The organism is Halobacillus sp. B23F22_1 (assembly GCF_043497005.1).
Lineage (GTDB): Bacteria > Bacillota > Bacilli > Bacillales > Halobacillaceae > Halobacillus_A.
Window position 1 is genome coordinate 741,654 of sequence record NZ_JBIEKE010000003.1, and the last position, 18,053, is coordinate 759,706.

18 protein-coding genes and 1 pseudogene are annotated in these 18,053 nt (G+C 38.5%); 5 read left to right on the top strand and 14 right to left on the bottom strand.

Going from position 1 to position 18,053, the window contains the following annotated elements; genetic code table 11:
- Window positions 1-256: 256 nt before the first annotated feature.
- Window positions 257-1,147: a 2-hydroxy-3-oxopropionate reductase gene (locus tag ACGTNH_RS18495; protein ID WP_394588410.1), complete on the top strand. Its 891-nt coding sequence runs from the start codon at window positions 257-259 to the stop codon at window positions 1,145-1,147.
- Window positions 1,148-2,026: 879 nt separating this feature from the next.
- Here ACGTNH_RS18495 and dhaL read toward each other — a convergent pair.
- The 9 genes from dhaL to rpiB all read right to left on the bottom strand — a co-directional run bounded on the left by dhaL (window position 2,027) and on the right by rpiB (window position 11,643).
- Window positions 2,027-2,653, bottom strand: coding sequence for a dihydroxyacetone kinase subunit DhaL (dhaL, locus tag ACGTNH_RS18500; RefSeq protein ID WP_394588411.1), 627 nt, complete (start codon window positions 2,651-2,653; stop codon window positions 2,027-2,029).
- 12 nt (window positions 2,654-2,665) lie between these two features.
- Window positions 2,666-3,667, bottom strand: coding sequence for a dihydroxyacetone kinase subunit DhaK (gene dhaK, locus ACGTNH_RS18505; protein ID WP_394588549.1), 1,002 nt, complete (start codon window positions 3,665-3,667; stop codon window positions 2,666-2,668).
- Between the two features lie 115 nt (window positions 3,668-3,782).
- Window positions 3,783-4,601 (bottom strand): sugar phosphate isomerase/epimerase family protein, encoded by an 819-nt coding sequence (locus ACGTNH_RS18510; protein ID WP_394588413.1) that lies wholly within the window; start codon window positions 4,599-4,601, stop codon window positions 3,783-3,785.
- A 42-nt stretch (window positions 4,602-4,643) separates the two neighbouring features.
- Window positions 4,644-6,011, bottom strand: a complete 1,368-nt coding sequence (locus ACGTNH_RS18515; RefSeq protein WP_394588414.1) for a GntP family permease — start codon at window positions 6,009-6,011, stop codon at window positions 4,644-4,646.
- A 139-nt stretch (window positions 6,012-6,150) separates the two neighbouring features.
- Window positions 6,151-7,116 (bottom strand): 3-hydroxyacyl-CoA dehydrogenase family protein, encoded by a 966-nt coding sequence (locus ACGTNH_RS18520; protein WP_394588415.1) that lies wholly within the window; start codon window positions 7,114-7,116, stop codon window positions 6,151-6,153.
- A 320-nt stretch (window positions 7,117-7,436) separates the two neighbouring features.
- Window positions 7,437-9,455 carry a transketolase gene (gene tkt, locus ACGTNH_RS18525; RefSeq protein ID WP_394588416.1) on the bottom strand — a complete coding sequence of 673 codons (2,019 nt, stop codon included), beginning with the start codon at window positions 9,453-9,455 and terminating at the stop codon, window positions 7,437-7,439.
- Window positions 9,456-9,509: 54 nt separating this feature from the next.
- Window positions 9,510-10,154, bottom strand: coding sequence for a fructose-6-phosphate aldolase (gene fsa / locus ACGTNH_RS18530; protein ID WP_394588417.1), 645 nt, complete (start codon window positions 10,152-10,154; stop codon window positions 9,510-9,512).
- Window positions 10,155-10,168: 14 nt separating this feature from the next.
- Window positions 10,169-11,122, bottom strand: coding sequence for a class II fructose-bisphosphatase (glpX, locus tag ACGTNH_RS18535; protein WP_394588418.1), 954 nt, complete (start codon window positions 11,120-11,122; stop codon window positions 10,169-10,171).
- Between the two features lie 53 nt (window positions 11,123-11,175).
- Window positions 11,176-11,643 carry a ribose 5-phosphate isomerase B gene (gene rpiB / locus ACGTNH_RS18540; RefSeq protein WP_394588420.1) on the bottom strand — a complete coding sequence of 156 codons (468 nt, stop codon included), beginning with the start codon at window positions 11,641-11,643 and terminating at the stop codon, window positions 11,176-11,178.
- Window positions 11,644-11,973: 330 nt separating this feature from the next.
- On the opposite strand from rpiB, the gene ACGTNH_RS18545 reads away from it, so the two are divergent.
- Both ACGTNH_RS18545 and ACGTNH_RS18550 read left to right on the top strand, forming a co-directional pair.
- Entirely contained in the window at window positions 11,974-12,747 is a 774-nt protein-coding gene (locus tag ACGTNH_RS18545; RefSeq protein WP_394588421.1) for a DeoR/GlpR family DNA-binding transcription regulator, read from the top strand.
- A 316-nt stretch (window positions 12,748-13,063) separates the two neighbouring features.
- Window positions 13,064-13,195 (top strand): hypothetical protein, encoded by a 132-nt coding sequence (locus ACGTNH_RS18550; protein ID WP_394588422.1) that lies wholly within the window; start codon window positions 13,064-13,066, stop codon window positions 13,193-13,195.
- Here ACGTNH_RS18550 and ACGTNH_RS18555 read toward each other — a convergent pair.
- The 4 genes and pseudogenes from ACGTNH_RS18555 to ACGTNH_RS21150 form a co-directional block, all read right to left on the bottom strand.
- A complete protein-coding gene (locus ACGTNH_RS18555) occupies window positions 13,192-13,464 on the bottom strand; it encodes a nucleotidyltransferase substrate binding protein (RefSeq protein WP_394588424.1) in 273 nt (90 codons plus the stop codon). The genes ACGTNH_RS18550 and ACGTNH_RS18555 overlap by 4 nt on opposite strands.
- Entirely contained in the window at window positions 13,452-13,625 is a 174-nt protein-coding gene (locus ACGTNH_RS18560) for a hypothetical protein (RefSeq protein ID WP_394588425.1), read from the bottom strand. Before ACGTNH_RS18560 ends, ACGTNH_RS18555 begins: the two co-directional genes overlap by 13 nt.
- The gene (gene mntA / locus ACGTNH_RS18565) at window positions 13,601-13,921 is read right to left on the bottom strand and encodes a type VII toxin-antitoxin system MntA family adenylyltransferase antitoxin (protein WP_394588427.1); all 321 of its coding nucleotides are present in this window, start codon (window positions 13,919-13,921) and stop codon (window positions 13,601-13,603) included. The genes ACGTNH_RS18560 and mntA overlap by 25 nt, the downstream gene beginning before the upstream one ends.
- Before the next feature lie 582 nt (window positions 13,922-14,503).
- Window positions 14,504-14,720: pseudogene (locus tag ACGTNH_RS21150) on the bottom strand (ArsA-related P-loop ATPase); the annotation flags it as partial.
- Between the two features lie 271 nt (window positions 14,721-14,991).
- Between ACGTNH_RS21150 and ACGTNH_RS18575 the strand changes: the two are divergent.
- Both ACGTNH_RS18575 and ACGTNH_RS18580 read left to right on the top strand, forming a co-directional pair.
- A complete protein-coding gene (locus ACGTNH_RS18575; RefSeq protein ID WP_394588428.1) occupies window positions 14,992-15,312 on the top strand; it encodes an ArsR/SmtB family transcription factor in 321 nt (106 codons plus the stop codon).
- Window positions 15,313-15,359: 47 nt separating this feature from the next.
- Window positions 15,360-15,758: an ArsI/CadI family heavy metal resistance metalloenzyme gene (locus tag ACGTNH_RS18580; RefSeq protein ID WP_394588429.1), complete on the top strand. Its 399-nt coding sequence runs from the start codon at window positions 15,360-15,362 to the stop codon at window positions 15,756-15,758.
- A gap of 803 nt (window positions 15,759-16,561) precedes the next feature.
- Here the strand turns inward: ACGTNH_RS18580 and ACGTNH_RS18585 are convergent.
- A complete protein-coding gene (locus ACGTNH_RS18585) occupies window positions 16,562-18,031 on the bottom strand; it encodes a phospholipase D-like domain-containing protein (RefSeq protein ID WP_394588430.1) in 1,470 nt (489 codons plus the stop codon).
- Between the last annotated feature and the right edge of the window lie 22 nt (window positions 18,032-18,053).

Here is an 18,053-nt window from a genome sequence, read left to right on the forward strand (position 1 = left end):
TGCGTCAATTATTAGTCTATTTCGCTTTAAAAGCCCTGAAACAGATTTACTAACACGTAAATATATAGCTTTACACCTCGAATACGTGACAATATCCTAGTAGAAAACACCGTAAATTAAATAGAGAGAAAATCTTGAACAATGATTTTAAATCTAATACGATAACAATCGAAAATAACCGATAATTCTATGTACATTTAAATGATAATAATATAAAATTAAATGAAGACAAATTTCAATTTGGAGGGAATCAGGAATGAAAGTTGGTTTTATTGGTTTAGGGATTATGGGAAAACCCATGGCGAGTCATTTAATTAATAAGGGCTTCCAAACCTATTTATTTGATTTAAATACGGAGGCAGTTGATGAGTTAAGTAATATGGGAGGACATCCATGTAAATCAAATCAAGAAGTAGCCGAAAACAGTGATGTAATTATAACCATGCTTCCAGCTGCAAAACATGTTTATCAAGTGTTATTTTCTGAAGAGGGTGTTGCGAAGAAAAGCAAACCAGGGAATACTATTATTGACATGAGTTCAGTTTCTCCTGAAGATTCCAGGGAGTTTGCAAAAGAATTAAAAAAGAATAATCTTTCCTTTATTGACGCACCTGTAAGTGGAGGAGAACCTATGGCCATTGAAGGTAGATTAGCAATTATGGCTGGGGGAGAAGAAGTAATTTTTAATAGGGTACTTCCATTATTTGAAGCTATGGGGGAAAAGGTTGTGCACACAGGGGAAAGCGGAACCGGTTCAGCCGCTAAACTTGCTAACCAAATTATTGTTAGTGCCAACTTAGCTGCACTATCAGAAGCAAGTGTCTATGCTAGTAAAGCTGGCCTGGATTTAAATAAACTCTTTGAAGCCATTCGCGATGGGTTAGCTGGGAGCGCAGTTATGGATGCTAAAATGCCTATGATAATTGAAAGAAATTTCGAACCAGGAGGACGGATTGAAACTAATTATAAAGATTTAGGGAATATCCAGTCATCCGCAAATGCTCTAGGTGTACCACTTCCCGTCACAAATTTAGTGAAAGAAATTTTCAGTTCTGAAATCGCCAATGGAAACGGCAAAATGGATCATTCTCATGTACTTAACTTCTTTGAAAGAATGGCTAATCATAGAACGTCCGATAATGAGTAGGTTTAGGATTTAAGTAGTGTCCTTACTTTCAACCATTAGCGACACTCTCAATAAATTTAGTTCATCTTCTAACTAAACCGCTACGTTAAAGTCTAATGTTGATTTAAAAAACTTGTTAAAGATAAGGGCGGAGACTCGAATTCGAGATAAATGGGGATCCGTTACTCGAATGGAGAGAAGGGTTGGTGGGGAAATAACTCGCTTTCCTATGGGGGAACGGTGAGCTTCCTCGCTCGTTTCACTCCCTGCGGGATCTCACCTAGTTCCTTCTCCCATGGGAGTCTCGCTATTTCCCCACAAACCCAACATGATTAAGAAAAACGAACCCTTCTAGAAGAGAAAAGGTTCTCCTTCTAATTAGGTCCTAAATGCTTCTATGACAAGCTTTTCCACATCGTGCTAGCATGAAAATAAACGCTTTATCCTATGCTTTTTTCTCACCAAGCAACCAGTGTGTTAAGTGGTTTCGGCTAGGGCCGAAGGGGGACGATGTAGACTGCTGCAGGATAAACATGATCGGGAAGGCGAAGCCTGAGGAGGCTCAGCACATGCCCGAGGAAAGCGAGATCGTCCCCCGGAGGACATTACGCATAACCAATATCACGAAACTGAGTCTTCCACAAATGGGAACATTACTTTTACATCAACACGGAACTTTAACAGAGCCAAATAAATAAACTTGTTCTTCCATAAACAAACACACTTGGTACGTAACCAAGCGTGTTTGTTTATTTTTATATGGATGAAGTATAAAACAAATCATCCTTGCGCTTTACGTAAAGCTGCAACAGGTTTATCAGAGGCGAGTGGAAATAAATATCCTCCCTTTAAAATTGGCTAATTTTAAAGGGAGGATAGAGTCATCGCTCTGAACTTTTTTTAATAGGTATTACCAAAAGTAGACAGAATAAAATAAACAGAGGTGGCCCCGGGATCTTGAACTCCAACAGAACGTTCACCTAAGCGGCTGGAACGGCCAATATTTGAAGCCAAATCAACTGTAGATTTCATCCCTTTTTCACCTGCTTCCAATGCCTCCGTAAATACTGCCTGGAAATCACTACTTTGCGAATCACTTAACACCTTTTCAAAGGGAGCAAGCGTATCGATCATGGTTTTATCACCGACTTTTGCCTGACTCCTATCTCTCACCCCATCAGTAAATGCAATCCAATAGGCTTTAAGATCTTCATCTATAAGTTCCTTCTTACCCTTTATGGCCTTCCCGCCGCGCATAAATCCGGTCGCATATAACGGACCTACAGAGGAGCCGACTGCATTTAGAAAGGTCATACCAACTGAAGAGCTGATTTTACCACAGTCGCTTTCCTCTGCTAATTCATCATTCAACGTTTTATTAACAGCCTGCCATCCAATAGACATCGTCACACCATGGTCTCCATCGCCTAGTTTACGATCCAATTCGCAAAGATAGTCTTTTTCATTTTCCATCACTTCTACTACTTTTTTAAAGTATTGAATAAATTCTTTTGCGTTTACACTCATTTTATATTCTCCTTACTTTTGTACAAACATCGGACAGTCGGCAGGGTGATCTATCATTTTCTTCATCTCATCGTCTAGCTTAGTAAGTGTAATCGAGCACCCACCCATTTCCAGCGACGTAATATAATCACCTACATAAGAACGGTAAATTTGAATGCCTCTTTCTTTCAACGAATGTTCAACTCTTCTGAAAATGGTATATAACTCCATTCGAGAAGTAGACCCCAGTCCGTTTACAAGTACTGCTACTTCTTCACCCTCATTAATGGTGATGTCATTATAAATTTCTTCCAGTAATTGATCTGCAATATCATTCGCTGGTGCTAAGGGAGCCTTTTTGATCCCTGGTTCTCCGTGATGACCTAATCCATATTCAATTTCATTCTCCCCAAGTTCAAAGCTTGGTTCACCTGTTTGAGGTAAGGAGCATGGAGACATGCCGACACCCATGGATCTAGTGTTTTCATTCGTCTTCCGGGCTATATCAGCTACCTCTTTCAAATTATACCCGTAATCAGAAGCGGCACCAGCCACTTTGTAAACAAATAATTCTCCAGCAATCCCCCGGCGTTTTTCCTTTTCTTCCTTTGGAGCTGAAGCAACATCATCTGAAGCAACAACCATTTCAATTTCAATATCTTCCATCTCCGCCATCTCTGCAGCCATACCGAAGTTCATGACATCTCCGGCATAATTACCGTATAAGTAAACGACTCCAGCTCCTTTGTCAATAGCTTTTGTAACTTCCAAAATAGGTGCAGGCGGAGGAGAAGCGAAAATATTACCAACAGCAACGCCATCAGCCATACCTTCCCCTACGTATCCCATGAAAGCAGGTTCATGCCCTGACCCTCCGCCAATTAGAACACCAACTTTTCCATCCTCTTTGGGGTGGGATCTTATTAAAGCTCGGTCATTTTCCTCCATACGTTTAATATATTCAGGATGGGCTTTCACGTAGCCATCCACCATTTCTTCCACAACATCGCTTGGATGGTTAATCAATTTTTTCAACATACTCACTCCTTCTTATAAGAAACCTTCTACTATTATATAATTAGGAATCTGTTTTCATATGAATATATGAAAATAGATTTCCACCATTTAATCTCAGGTTATATTGATGTATTTACTTTACAATTGACTTTAGATTATTCTGAACATAATCACCAAGTTCTGCTATCACTTGACTTGTATTAGATTGTTCAGCTCCAGTTTCTTCTTCAAGAATAATCCAACCATCGTAATCATTCTTCTTAAGAACTTCAGTACATTGAACAAAATCGATATCTCCTTGACCAATCTTCATCCATTCATTATTTTTGCTAGCATCTTTGTAGTGAACATGTTTAATTAACGGAAGAGCTTCTTTGAAAATTTCTACAGGATTCATATCCCCAAAGAGAATGTGACCCGCATCTGGTGTATATCCCATATATCTAGGGTCTAGTCCCTCGAATAAAACTTCATAATCCTCTTTAAATCTCCAATATGAAGTTTTATATGAAATAGGGTGGATAGAAGTGGTGATACCGTGTTCTTCAAGGGCACGCTTCCCTAGCTCATTAGCTCCTTTTATAATCTCTTTCTGCCTTTGTAAAAGGTTATCGCGGCTGCTTTCCACCCTTGAAGGAACATTCATAATTGCCCCAGGGAAATGCTTTAAATATTCAAAATAATAATCTTCTAGTTCTTTTTCTTTTTGTGAGGGCTTTCCATCAACAAAAGCATGAGGGATTGTTAATGCTGCTAACTGGAGTCCTTTTTTGTCAAGTTCTTCTTTCAAACGTTCAGGAGCTTCTTTATATTTTCCTAGAAGTGAAATCTGAACATCCACTCCTTTTAGCCCCCCGTTTTTTACGTCTTCCATAACTTGATCCATCATATCTGCTTCTACGTCATAATCCAGTACCCACGTCGATCCTTGACATCCAAAATCAATTGCCATTGTTTATTCCTCCTTGATGTTATATTCATTATTATATTGATATTAAACAAAGAAACTTAATAATAAACTTATGCTAAACCCTACCAGAGCAACAATTGTACTCATCGCAGTCCAAGATTTAAGTGTATCCCCTACACTCATTCCAAAATATCGGTTAACCATCCAAAAACCAGAGTCGTTAACGTGGGAAGCTATAGTGGACCCTGAAGCAACTGCGATTACGAGTACCCCTAAGAAGGGTTCACTAACGGACATTGTACTTACAATTGGACCGACAATACTAGAAGTAGTAACCATAGCCACGGTTACTGACCCAATAGAAATTCTTAACAATGCCGCTGTAACGAAAGCGAATACAACAATTGGCAGGTCAATTTGCTGCATTGAATTTGCTAACACATCTCCTATCCCAGAAGCCACGAGTACTTCGCCGAATACACCCCCAGCTCCAGTGATTAGAATAATAATCCCTGCAGGCTCCAGTGATTTAGTTGTTATTTTCTGAATTTCCTCTCTAGTATAGCCTCTTTTAGTCCCTAAAATATAAAAAGTCAGCAATGTCGTAATCGTTAAGGCTATGTACGGATCACCAATAAAGGTAAGAGTGCTGTTAATAGTTGAACCTTCTTCAAATATAAATGGAGACACGGTGTTGAATAAGATTAAAACTAAGGGTAATAGTATAAGCGATAAAACTGTCTTAAAAGAAGGCAACTCTTTTTGATCTTTAGGGTCCGCTTCATATTCTTCTAATGCTGCCGCTTGTTCCTCCATCATTTCAGGAACATGGATATGAACTTTTTTCGCAATGAACTTTCCGAAAATTGGTCCCGCTAATATCATGGCAGGTATCCCTGCTGTTAAACCAAAGAGAATAACCCATCCTATATCAGCTTCCAGTATAGAGGCGGCTGCAATAGGGCCAGGTGTAGGGGGAACCATACCGTGTGTAACAATAAGCCCGGCTAATAACGGAATTCCATAGTATAAAAGTGATCTTCCTGACTTTTTAGATAAAGTGTATAAAATTGGAACTAGAATAACAAGAGCTACGTCCAGAAATACAGGAACTGAGATAATTAATCCTGCAATCCCTAATGCCCAAGGTGATTTTCTTTCTCCAAATTTATCGAGCATCGTCAAAGCTAGCTTTTCAGCGCCTCCGGAGACTCTGAGCATTTCGCCGAACATGGCACCTAAACCAATAACAATAGCAATAAATGCAACAGTATCTCCCATACCTTTTCCAAAAGTATCGAGTATATCTCCTGGAGTCATTCCAACCCCAAGTCCCAGAAGTACACTCACCATTAAAAGTGCTACAAAAGCTTGCAATTTTACTCTCATAACAAGAAGTAAAAGCAATCCAACAGATAGTATAGCGGCAACAATTAACCAAGCAGAGTCCATATCTAATTAATTCCTCCTCTGTTTCATATGGGATTAATAGAACTTTATAGTAAGCCTGAAATTTTTTATCTATCGTTCTTCGGTCTTCAGTTTGAAAATTGATAGATACAAGTCCCATATTCAGTAAAATACTACTAGCCTACGCGCCGTGAATGTTCTGCATTTTGCTCATGTCTTCTTTAATCCAACGAATTAATTCTTTTTCGCGTTCGTATTCCATTTTGGAGGTATGTTCAGCCGGCCAATCATAGAAACCTTCACCTGTTTTCGGTCCGTAGCGACCTTCTTTCACTAAGTTATTCATTGTTGGGAATATATCTTTTTTATCGCTTAAATCTTCAAAAAGATAGGAGGTGATGGATGAATTTGTATCTAGCCCTCCCATATCCATAGTCATAAACGGCCCAGTAACGCCGAAGCGACGGCCAAGACTGTACTGAATAGCAGCATCTATGTCTTCCATTGACGCAATGTCGTTTTCAAGAAGGTATTGAGCTTCTCTAAATATCGCATACTGTAAGCGGTTACCCACTTGACCTAGTACATCTTTTTTAACAAGAATTGGTTTCTTATTCATCTGATCGAGTAATGAAAATGCCCGATCAATAGTCTTGTCAGATGTATGGTCACCCCGTACAACTTCAACTAAAGGCATTAAATGAGCAGGAAGCCAAAAATGTGTTACAACTGTTCGTTGAGGATTCTTAGTATATTTAGCAATTTCTGTAGCACTAAGTCCAGATGTGTTGCTGGCTAAAATCGTGTCTTCCTCACATACTTCATCCATCTTTTTAAAGAAATCTTGTTTCAGTTCCAGATTTTCTGGAATGGCTTCAATAACAAAAGTAGAATTTGAAATACAATCTTCCAGGGAATCCGTAAATGTAATAGCATTTTGAATTTCCGCTTTTTTATGATCATCAAAAAGTTCGTAATCTACCAAAACATTCAGTTTGGATTCTACTCCACTTTCAGCGCGTTCTAAATCCTTCTTATCCGTTCCCCATACTGTTACATCAATTCCAGCCCAAGCAGCAGTTAAGGCTATAGAGTGACCCATAATTCCTGAACCTGCAATTGATAGTTTTTCTGCATTCTTAGACATAATTTAGTAACCCCTTCCACTTTAATGTTTTGTAGTTTTCCATGATTCATCAATTAAATAGACTTATTATTTTCGGTATACTCCGAAAATTATTCATAAGAAAAATTTGTCATTTATTCAGGATTATTGTAAACGTTTTCTTGTGAGTTTGTTTATATGCTATCATTTATTTTCAAATTGTCAACAATTCTATCATTATGAAAATTTATAAGACTTTTGATTTTCATTTTAAAAAGAATGAAGACCCGTGTTTTTTTGTTATAAAGATAAGACATGAAATGGTTAGGAACTATCTCCATTTCATGTCTGTGAGACAGCGGTTATTTTAATAAACTCTCCACTTGTTTGACAACGTTGTCTACAGTAAAACCGTACTTTTCAATAAGAGTGTCACCTGCTCCTGAAGCACCAAACCTGTTAATTCCAAGAACTTTCCCTTTATCACCTACGTAGCGCTCCCATCCTAACGAGGAAGCCATCTCCACAGCTAAACGAGCTTTTACATCTGGAAGGATTACGGAATCTTGGTATTCCTCCGTTTGCTTATCGAACCGATCCCACGAAGGAATACTAACCACCCGGACGTCGATATCTCTTTTACTTAATTCGTGCTGTGCCTTAACTGCTAATTGTACTTCAGAACCTGTGGCTAGAATTTGCGCATCAGGCAGCTCTTTTTCAGAGTCACTAATGACATAGCCCCCTCTTTTCACCCCTTCATAAGCTTTTTCTTTCGTGTTTTTAAGTGTCGGGAGTTTCTGCCTGGTTAGCACTAGCGCAGTAGGCCTGTCCGTTGATTCCATGGCCAATCTCCAAGCTGCTTGTGTTTCATTGCCGTCAGCTGGACGTATGATAGATATACCTGGCATAGCCCGGTAAGAGGCAAGTTGTTCAACAGGCTCATGTGTAGGTCCGTCTTCTCCTACCGCAATAGAATCATGGGTCCACACGTAAGTTACTGGTAGATTCATGATGGCCGATAACCTGACCGCAGGACGCAGATAGTCACTAAACACGAAGAACGTACCGCCAAATACTTTTAACCCCCCGTGTAAGGCCATCCCATTTAAAGCTGCAGCCATTGCAAATTCTCGTACTCCAAACCAAATATTTTTACCGGCAAAGTCATCCCTTGAAAAATCTCCAGCATCGTTAAGGACTGTTTTATTAGAACCTCCTAAATCACCACTTCCTCCGAATATATTAGGAACGGTCTTATTCAGCGCATTAAGCACTTCTCCAGAAGTAGCACGTGTGGCTATTGAATCACTTCCTGGCTCATAAGCAGGCAGATGTTTGTCCCAATCCTCAGGCAATTGCCCATCCATAGCTGCTTGAAATTGTTTCCCTTCCTGCGGATAGGCTTTTTTATACTCCTCTACTAATTGATTCCAAGCTGTCTCTGCCTGCTCCCCGTTCTTTATAACTTTATTGTGAAAATCCCGGTAAACCTCTTCGGGCACATAAAAATCTTCATAAGTCCACTTATATTTCTCTTTGGTTAATTGAACTTCATCTTTACCAAGCGGGGCTCCATGAGAAGCTGCTGACCCTGATTTATTTGGTGATCCGTAGCCGATCGTCGTTTTGACTTCAATGAACGTTGGCTTCTCCGTATTTTGTTTTCCTTCATTAATAGCTTCTTTTATACTGTCTAAATCATTGCCGTCTTCTACACGCAGCACCTGCCACCCGTAAGAGAGGAAGCGTTCCTGAACATTTTCAGAGAATGATTGATTTAAATCTCCGTCCAGTGAAACGTCATTAGAATCATACAGGACGATTAATTTCCCTAACCTTAAATGCCCCGCCAATGAAGCCGTCTCATGAGAGACCCCTTCCATCAAATCACCATCACTAACAAGGACATAGGTGTTATGATCCACTACATTAAAGTCTTCCTTGTTAAATGTGGCTTCTAAATGCGCTTCTGCCATCGCCATCCCTACTGCTGTGGCAAACCCCTGACCCAGTGGACCGGTTGTGGTCTCCACTCCATCTGTATGATGAACTTCAGGATGCCCCGGGGTTCTGGAATCCCACTGTCGGAAATTCTTCAAATCATTGATCGTCACATCGTAACCGGATAAGTGAAGTAAACTGTAAAGAAGCATGGACCCATGCCCCGCAGACAATACGAAACGGTCACGATTAAACCATTGAGGATTTTTTGGATTCTGGTTCATAAAATCGGTCCATAATTTATAAGCCATAGGTGCTGCCCCCATTGGTAAACCCGGGTGGCCTGAATTCGCTTTTTCAATAGAATCAATGGACAATGTACGAATCGTATTGATAGAAAGTTGATCAATCGATGCCACATTCGTTTTTTCTGTCATCTTTCCTCACCCTTTCTTCATTATCATTCAAAAGAATGTACTCTGTTTATTAGGTTATTTAGCTACTTTTTCCCAATCGGACAAGAATTTCTCTATACCGATATCCGTCAACGGATGCTTCCATAGTTTAGGCAGGAGGGAACCAGGTATGGTGGCAATATCCGCCCCGGCTTTCGCAGCCATTTCTAAATGTCCAATGGATCTGACACTTGCCGTGATAATTTTTGTATCAAAGTTATAATTTTTCAGAACAGTTCTAAGGTTCTGTATAAGCTCAATCCCATCTTCCCCAATATCGTCCACTCTCCCCACGAAAGGGCTTACATAGGTGGCCCCAGCTTTGGCAGCCATGAGCCCCTGGGCTACTGAAAAAACGAGTGTGACATTTGTTTTAATTCCTTCTCCGGATAGAATATTTACGACTTCCAAACCTTCTTCCGTCATTGGGATTTTCACTACAACGTTGGGTGCCCATTCTGCGATATCCCTCGCTTCTTTAAGCATATCTTCTACCGTTTGTCCGGTGACTTCCGCACTGACAGGACCATTTACAATACTACAAATCTCTATAATCGTCTCTTTAAAATCTCTGTTAGTTTTTGCGATAATCGATGGATTTGTCGTGACACCGTCTACAATTCCGAGTTTGTTAAGTCGCTTAATTTCTTCAAGATCAGCTGTATCTAAATAAAAATCCAAAATAGATCCTCCTTTTATTGATTGATAAGGTTTACTACCGGATACTCGCTTTTTACGTAGCTTAGACTTTTTTCGCTCCCATTCATAAGAACGGAATGGGTATGATAATTAGAATTTTCTATTTTGATACCTTCGATCATTAAGTTATTCGTAATCCCGGTCGCTGAAAAAATACAATCGTCAGAATTAACCAATTGGTCATGCTGTAATATAGATTCCGGATTCTTAATCCCCATTTCTTTACACCTTAATATCTCATTATCGTTTTGAGGCATTAGCTTTGCTTGCACTTCCCCGCCAAGGCAGCGCACAGCTACGGCTCCTAAAACCCCTTCAGGTGCACCGCCAATTCCGAGGAAGAGATCTACATCCAGGTTTTGCATACAGGTAGATGCGTTATAAATCACATCCCCTTCCTGAAATACATGAACCCTTGCCCCGCTGCGGCGAATTCTGTCTATGCATTCTTGATGTCTTACGCGATTTTGGATAAGCACATTCAGTTCTGAAATGTGCTTATCATTGGCTTTAGCAACGGCTTTTAAATTTTCTTCTATTGGAGCATCTAAATTAATTTTCCCTTTAGCCTTTGGTCCCACTGACATTTTTTTCATATACATATCCGGAGCATGTAATAATGTACCCTTAGGGGCTGCTGCGATCACAGCTATCGCCCCCTCTTCCCCATTAACAGTAGGAGTTGTGCCTTCAATAGGATCAACAGCGATATCTAATTGAGGAGCACCTCCACCACCAACTCTTTCGCCAATATAGAGCATGGGTGCTTCATCAATTTCTCCTTCTCCAATAACCACAGTCGCATCCATATCCATGGTGTTTAATTTCGCACGCATGGCGTCAGTGGCAGCTTCATCTGCAGAGATTTTGTCGCCCCTGCCTATCCAACGCATAGACGCAATGGCAGCTTTTTCTGTTACGTTCAGAAAATCTAACATCAGATTATGCATCTAGTGCACTCCTTTTTAACTTTATAGAAAAGTATTTCAATGCCTTGTGAGCTTTAAAAGCGGTCTTTGTAATCTGGATTTACGAATTCTTTCTCTTTTTCAACTATTTTATCTACTTTACGTTTTGATCCCTCGGCCCAGGTGACGTTCAAATACGCGTTCACAACTTTTTTCGCTACTTCTGTGCCAATAATTTGTGATCCCATAGTAAGAATTTGTGCATTGTTACTAAGTTGAGCCCGTTCGGCTGAATAGATATCATGAGCAAGTGCTGCACGAATTCCAGGGAATTTATTTGCCGTTATACATACCCCAATACCTGTTCCACACGTTAAGATTGCTCGATCTGCTTTTCCTTCATATACAGCTTGAGCTACTTCAAAAGCTACATCCGGATAGTCAACTGACTCTGAAGAATAGCAGCCATAATCTATCACCTCGTGTTCACTATCTACCAAATACTCCTTGATGGTTTCTTTCAAATCAAAAGCGTTATGATCGCTTCCTACTGCAATTTTCATTATTTATTCCCCTTTCAAATTTTTAATACAATAATATAGCGTACTCTTATGTTATTATATGTTTTCGTTTATTTCAATCATTTATTATCGTTATTTTTCGTTTCGAAAATAAACATCACTTATCAGATATACCTATTCCTGCTTATTGGATACAATTAAATATTTAACATAAGACATGCTTTATAATAGTGGAGGTATATTTATTTTCGTTTTCTTTCATGTTATGATGAGTTCAGCGAATTTGCCTGATAGTTTTCACATATTATTTAATTTTTCAATAAATAGGTTTTTATATGGTAAATAATACAGAAGTAAAATGGAGGTAAGTACATGGGGAAAATTTTCGCTGAGGAAAGAAGGAATTTAATATTAACCCAGTTACAGAAGGAGAAACGGCTAACGGTGAAAGAGTTAGCTCAATCTTTAAAGGTATCTGAAGCTACCTTACGTTCAGACTTGAATATAATGGAAAAGGATAGGTTGTTAACAAGGACCCATGGGGGAGCAGTACTAAACGAAAGCATTCCTCCGACCAATAATTTTTCGGACAGAGCGATGCGTAATATTGAATCGAAAAAATCTATTACAAATGAAGCATTAAAACTTATAACTTATAAATCCAGTATCTTACTTGATGCAAGTACAACAGCTCTTGAATTGGCTCATCAATTAAAAGCTACTGATATGAGGCTGACAGTTGTGACTAATGGATTATCGACTGCACTAGAGTTAAAAGAGAATCCTAACTTAAACGTTATATTAATGGGTGGTATTGCAAGAATGGGATCTATGGCATTAGAAGGCCCACTTGGAACAGATGTTTTAGATAAAATTAATATTGATATCATGTTTACATCCGCTAGCGGTTTCACTATTGAGGATGGCCTTACAGACTTTAATGTATATGAGGTTGAACTAAAGAAGAAAATGGTAAAAAAAGCAGACAGAGTAATTGCATTACTCGACTATACAAAAATAGGGAAAAGTTCTATATCCAGTTTTGCAACAGCTGAGGAAGTTGACACAATCATTACTGACACAGGGATACCTGAGGATATGCTAAGAGATCTCTCTTCTCATAAAGTTAAAGTAGTTAGTTGTTAGCGAAGAACCTAAAAGGCTTATGTTGTAACTTCATTATTAACTGCACTCACCTACGACCCTATTTCGTCTTAGATTCCGCAATGTTGATCCTTTTTGAGGTACTTATCATGTGCCAAATTCAATATGACACCAAGAAATTAATAAGAATTTCACTGCAGAAATATGAGGAATTACCTGATATTGATCTTCTGATTCAGGAGGATATGCCTTAAAAGCATGCCCGCATGAAAATTAGAGTGACCTAGTAAAATGAGACTGAATAAAACACCCCCAAAGTTGTAAATAATTGTTTTTACAATTGGAGGTGTTTTTATTTATGGGAAAGAAAACCAGGTATCCAGAAAAAGTGAAACAGGAAGTCATCCGATTAAACTTAGAAGGACACATGACCATTAGGAGTACTGTTTTCCTACAGGTTGAGCCAGGCGATATTCTTCACCTTCTCTAAACCACTTCATCCAGATTTTGATTTGAGACACATTTTTTAATGCCTAATCTTTCCATGATCTGTTTATTATCGAGAAGGTTATTATACAAGGGCAAATTTTTGTAGATTTTAATGGCCACTTCTTCATTATAGGTATGGACGGTCAAATTACGATCATTTACCATCTCCAAAGCCAGTACGGCGTCTTCATCCTTCAACAAGTGGATCTCCCTGCAGCTACGAATGACGCCCTTTGGAGAGCCGGCATCCACCCCTTCTACATCATACAAATATTGCTTCGCCGCTTGCCAACTAGCCTTTCGAAAGAGAATTCAAAACGTTGAATCGCTGCATCTCGTTCCACATCGTTCGGTTTTTTAAGGTTAGCTAGCTTTTCAAAGGCAGCCAACGCTTTTATCGCTGCTTCTAATCGTTGGCGTAATCTTTCCATAAAATCCCCTCCTCTTTTACTTGTTGGACTAGAGCTTCATTGGCATCACGTAAATCCACTACATCTACCCTGTAAGGAATGGTAGACTCTTCGATTTGCTCGATTAATTTATTCCATTTAAAAGGAGAGATCGGGGAGTCGGTTTCGATAGCAATGTCGATATCCGAACTATGTTTTTCTTCCTGTCTGGCCCAGGAACCAAATAAATAAACACGCGCTTTTTCACCAAGTTGTTCATTCAAAATTGACTTGAGTTGTTCTAAAATTTGTTCCCTTAATCCTGCAGGAACTCCCATAATATCCCTCCCTCTTTTTTGTCCTATTATAGCATATGCACATCTTCTCTTTGATGGATTTTCCTTCTCCACTTTCCTCAATCAGAAATTTGATCGCTACCAATGCCATTATTAACTACACCGTAATCCCTGCGATCCTATAAATAGTTCTACAACCAAAGAGAACAACATATGTTAAAGTAGACTTTTTCTTTCTTCTATAAACACCTCCAAATTATTAATCATGGTGTAAACAAATGTATTCCCCCAAGTCATATTTAATAATACTTTTCTAAGACCCCAACAAATATTGTAGAGTCTTATTTTTAGAGGCATAAGTAATGCCTCTAAAAAGTTTATGAACTCTTGAGAGGCTTATAGTTTTAGTCAACGATTTTAAAAACCAGTTAAATCGTTCTCTTAAATCCTATGATAAAAGGGCTTTGGACACTATCACATCCCACTATAATTTAGTGAAAAGCATGGCGGTATTAACTTGAATTTTTTAGATTGGCTGAAAAGATGCCGACAAATAAAAAAGAAAAAAATCCAAATTGAATCGGCTTAGCTCGAACAACTTACACAGCATACGAGAGAGGCCCATTCTGGTAATTGATTACGGTAAGAACCGACGACTTTCTCTCGGTAATCTGCCGCGGCCTGTTCTGGATCAATGTTCGACGCATGCAGATTCGATGCTGGCTCGGTCTTACTAGCAGCACTTTCCTTCCACTATCGGCCAATTGGATAGCCGTTGCGCATGCCGTCGAAGTTTTCACCACTCCTCCCTTTCCTGTAAAGAAAAAGGCGGCTTTTCCATTAGTTGGATTGAGTTAAATGATCGGAAATACTGTCCAAATTAGAAATCAAAGGATTCCTGTATTTAAGGTAATTGTTTTGGTTTTTCCGCTGGAACTCTGACCAAATAGATAAAAAGCTCTTTTTCGTAATCAAACCTTCCACAGTCCCCCTCTATAACGTAAAGCTGAATGTCTTTATTCATCAATTATTTTTGATTTAATTGTTGACTTTCTGAATTGACTGACATATACTTTATATATCAAAATAAATTGATTAAAGGAGGGGACGATGTGGATAAAACCATTTCATTTACAGATATATCTTTAAACAATACTTTTAACCTTTATGAAAAGAAGTTCAAGGCCTTAGCTGACCAAAAACGGCTTCATATTCTATATGAAATTACGCAACAAGGGGAAGTCTGTGTTTGTGATTTATCTGAGAAATTGCATCTTCCACAATCGAAGTTATCATACCACCTGAAACTCTTAATGGACGCCCAGCTTATTGAAAAAGAAACCAGAGGAACTTGGAGCTATTACACATTAAACCATTCAGAAATGAACCATATTTTATCTGAGGAACTTTGCTGCCTATTTCGTCGGGAATAATTTTTTATTCAATAAATCAAAAAAAATTGATTAATGGAGGAATGAAGATGAATGTACATGTAGGGTTAAATGTAGTGGATCTAGAGAAGTCAATTGAGTTTTATAATAATGTCTTTGGTGAAAAACCAGTGAAAAAGAAAGATGATTATGCTAAATACTTGCTTGAAGAACTTCAACTCAATTTCACCCTCAATGTAGCAAAAGAGGTATCTGGTAATCAGGTGGGCCACTTTGGAATTCAAGTTGAGAACCAAGAAGATATTGACCGGCATAAGCAACGTCTCGAACAACTCGGCTTCTTCACTCATGAAGAAAAGGATACAAACTGCTGCTACGCCCTTCAAGATAAATTCTGGATAACGGATCCAGAAGGCAATGAGTGGGAATTTTTCTATACAAAAGAAGATGTTGAGAAAAATAAAGCTGAGCAGTCTTGCTGCAACTAAGGAGAAGACGATATGGATAACTTTTATGCTATAGAAAAGCGATTAGAAGAAATAAAGAATAGTTACGATAATATGTATTCCACCCCTATCCCTTCTTATAACAGAAAGAAGTGGAACTTTAAAAAGCTACCTTTTTGGAAAACCTTAAGAACTCCGGCTTGCTGTGTACCATGTTGCTAACAATAAACCACTGTAAAAGGAACTTATATTATTTAAGTTCCTTTTTAGATTTAATAGCACTGTTATCCTGGTTTAACCAATTGTATCTCCCGACTTATATTTAAGAATAAATGAAAAGCCTCTCAAAAGTTTATAAACTCTTGAGAGGCTTTTAGGTTTTGTGGACGATTTTAAAAACCGGTCAAAATCCAGTGAAATTATTCTCAAACCCTATAGTGAAGGGGTTTTGGGCGTTACTACATCATGCCGCCCATTCACTGAATAAATGAAATACTTAAATATAAAGCCCAGAAAACCCTATCTTATCGGTGATTAAACCTTTTAAAATTAGAGTGAGGTTAAATAACATATCAATATTTATGAACAATATCCAGTCAAAATCCAGTCAAATTAAAAGAAGTACTTAGAAGTAATACAGCCTATATCTTCATCGATAAATAGTATAAAATAAAGTTCATTTTGCTAGGACAATCTCTGCTTTTTTAAAATAATTATATATGGGCTCACGGGGAATGGAATTTTAAGATCGCCAAGTTCTTACGCTCTCTTTTATACCGTCTCTAAAGAAGAAGTTAGTTTTATTAAAAAAGCATATAAATAGTTCAACTACATTTATTTATATCCTATAACAACGGAGACATAAGGCGGGCGCTTTGTTCCACTAAGCGCTTGGAAAAAGAACGCTGTTTCACATCTTCTATAGTTAACTCTTTAGACTCTGATAGATCACGTTCGAATTGCACTGTGAGTTTCTTAGCCACGTCTTTACTATAATAAAATTGACATGTCTCGTAATTTAAACGGAAACTTCTCATATCATAGTTGGCAGCCCCTATTTCAACTATCTCTCCGTCAATGACCATTTGCTTCGCATGCAGCATTCCTTTTTCATATAAGAAAATATTTACGCCTGCTTCTAATAGTTCTCCATAGTAGGTACGGCTTGCAGTTCCTACTACTATTTGGTCTACACGTTGTGGAACTAATAACCTAACACGTACACCTCGTAACGCCGCCGTTTTTATCGCCATAATAATATCCTCATCAGGTATAAAATAAGGAGTAGTGATGTCAATAGTTTTGACTGCTTGGGTTATACAAATGAAATAAGCTTCTCGGATAACGGGAGTTGGAATACCCGGATTTCCTTCTAAGGTATGCACATAAACTTCTTGTTGAGTTTTTGTAGGCGATTCTGTATCAATCTCCTTGATGTGAAATTCTGTGCTCATTTCTGTTGTCCACTCTAATGATTTGCCGGAGGAAATTTTGTTCTTTGTACCTCCTGTTTGTGTATCCCTGATTTTGCTCTTTTCCACTTCAGCGATGTTCCAATGGCTGTCAAAAATCCTCTGTAAATCTGCTGAAGCTTCTCCTGAAATGTGCACATGTGTGTCACGCCAAAATCCTACGTCAGGCTTCAATCCCGTATACTCATATCCAATGTTGATTCCACCAGTAAATGCTTCCTTTTTGTCTATCGTAATTATCTTGCAGTGATCTCTATAATTCCAGTTTGACGTTATCCAAGGAAAGCGCAAAGGAAAAATTGTTCGGCATTCAATGCCAACATTCATCATGCGCTTGATTTCGTTGCGGGGAAACTTCCTGCTTCCCCAGCCATCTCTTATAAAACGAACTTGCACTCCAGCTTCTGCTCGTTCGATTAATAATTCCGTAATCCTCTTACCAATTTGATCATCACGGTAAATGTAATATTCAAGATCGATCGTTTTTTGGGCATTTTTTAGAGACTCGAAAATGTGTTTGTAAGTTTCAATCCCGTTTATAAGTACTTGGATTTTAGCACTATGCAGCCCATTTACACTTAATTTCTGTAATGCATAAGCAATGCGTGAAGCTGATGGACTAAAGGAATGCAGCTCATAGAGGTTATCACTTGAAAATGAGAGCCTTTCTTTATGAATACGTTTGGGATTTACTGTACTAATATAGAATACGAATCCAACAATTGGTAAAATAAGATAAATCGCCAACCAGTTTAAAGCCTTAGCTGGTCTGCGGACTTCGCGGACTGCTATAATTAACATAACTATTGTATTTATAAGGTATAACCAAAGAATCCACTGCAATTGGATTCCTCCTCTCTTTTTT

Excerpts from the sequence above, each read along its gene's own strand:
- ACGTNH_RS18545 (WP_394588421.1), top strand. The coding sequence starts at position 11,974 with ATGGGGAAAATTTTCGCTGAGGAAAGAAGGAATTTAATATTAACCCAG.
- dhaL (WP_394588411.1), bottom strand. The coding sequence starts at position 2,653 with ATGAGTGTAAACGCAAAAGAATTTATTCAATACTTTAAAAAAGTAGTA.
- mntA (WP_394588427.1), bottom strand. The coding sequence starts at position 13,921 with ATGGGAGTTCCTGCAGGATTAAGGGAACAAATTTTAGAACAACTCAAG.
- ACGTNH_RS18510 (WP_394588413.1), bottom strand. The coding sequence starts at position 4,601 with ATGGCAATTGATTTTGGATGTCAAGGATCGACGTGGGTACTGGATTAT.
- rpiB (WP_394588420.1), bottom strand. The coding sequence starts at position 11,643 with ATGAAAATTGCAGTAGGAAGCGATCATAACGCTTTTGATTTGAAAGAA.
- ACGTNH_RS18520 (WP_394588415.1), bottom strand. The coding sequence starts at position 7,116 with ATGTCTAAGAATGCAGAAAAACTATCAATTGCAGGTTCAGGAATTATG.
- ACGTNH_RS18580 (WP_394588429.1), top strand. The coding sequence starts at position 15,360 with ATGAATGTACATGTAGGGTTAAATGTAGTGGATCTAGAGAAGTCAATT.
- ACGTNH_RS18550 (WP_394588422.1), top strand. The coding sequence starts at position 13,064 with ATGGGAAAGAAAACCAGGTATCCAGAAAAAGTGAAACAGGAAGTCATC.
- ACGTNH_RS18560 (WP_394588425.1), bottom strand. The coding sequence starts at position 13,625 with ATGGAAAGATTACGCCAACGATTAGAAGCAGCGATAAAAGCGTTGGCT.
- ACGTNH_RS18515 (WP_394588414.1), bottom strand. The coding sequence starts at position 6,011 with ATGGACTCTGCTTGGTTAATTGTTGCCGCTATACTATCTGTTGGATTG.
- ACGTNH_RS18495 (WP_394588410.1), top strand. The coding sequence starts at position 257 with ATGAAAGTTGGTTTTATTGGTTTAGGGATTATGGGAAAACCCATGGCG.
- tkt (WP_394588416.1), bottom strand. The coding sequence starts at position 9,455 with ATGACAGAAAAAACGAATGTGGCATCGATTGATCAACTTTCTATCAAT.
- glpX (WP_394588418.1), bottom strand. The coding sequence starts at position 11,122 with ATGCATAATCTGATGTTAGATTTTCTGAACGTAACAGAAAAAGCTGCC.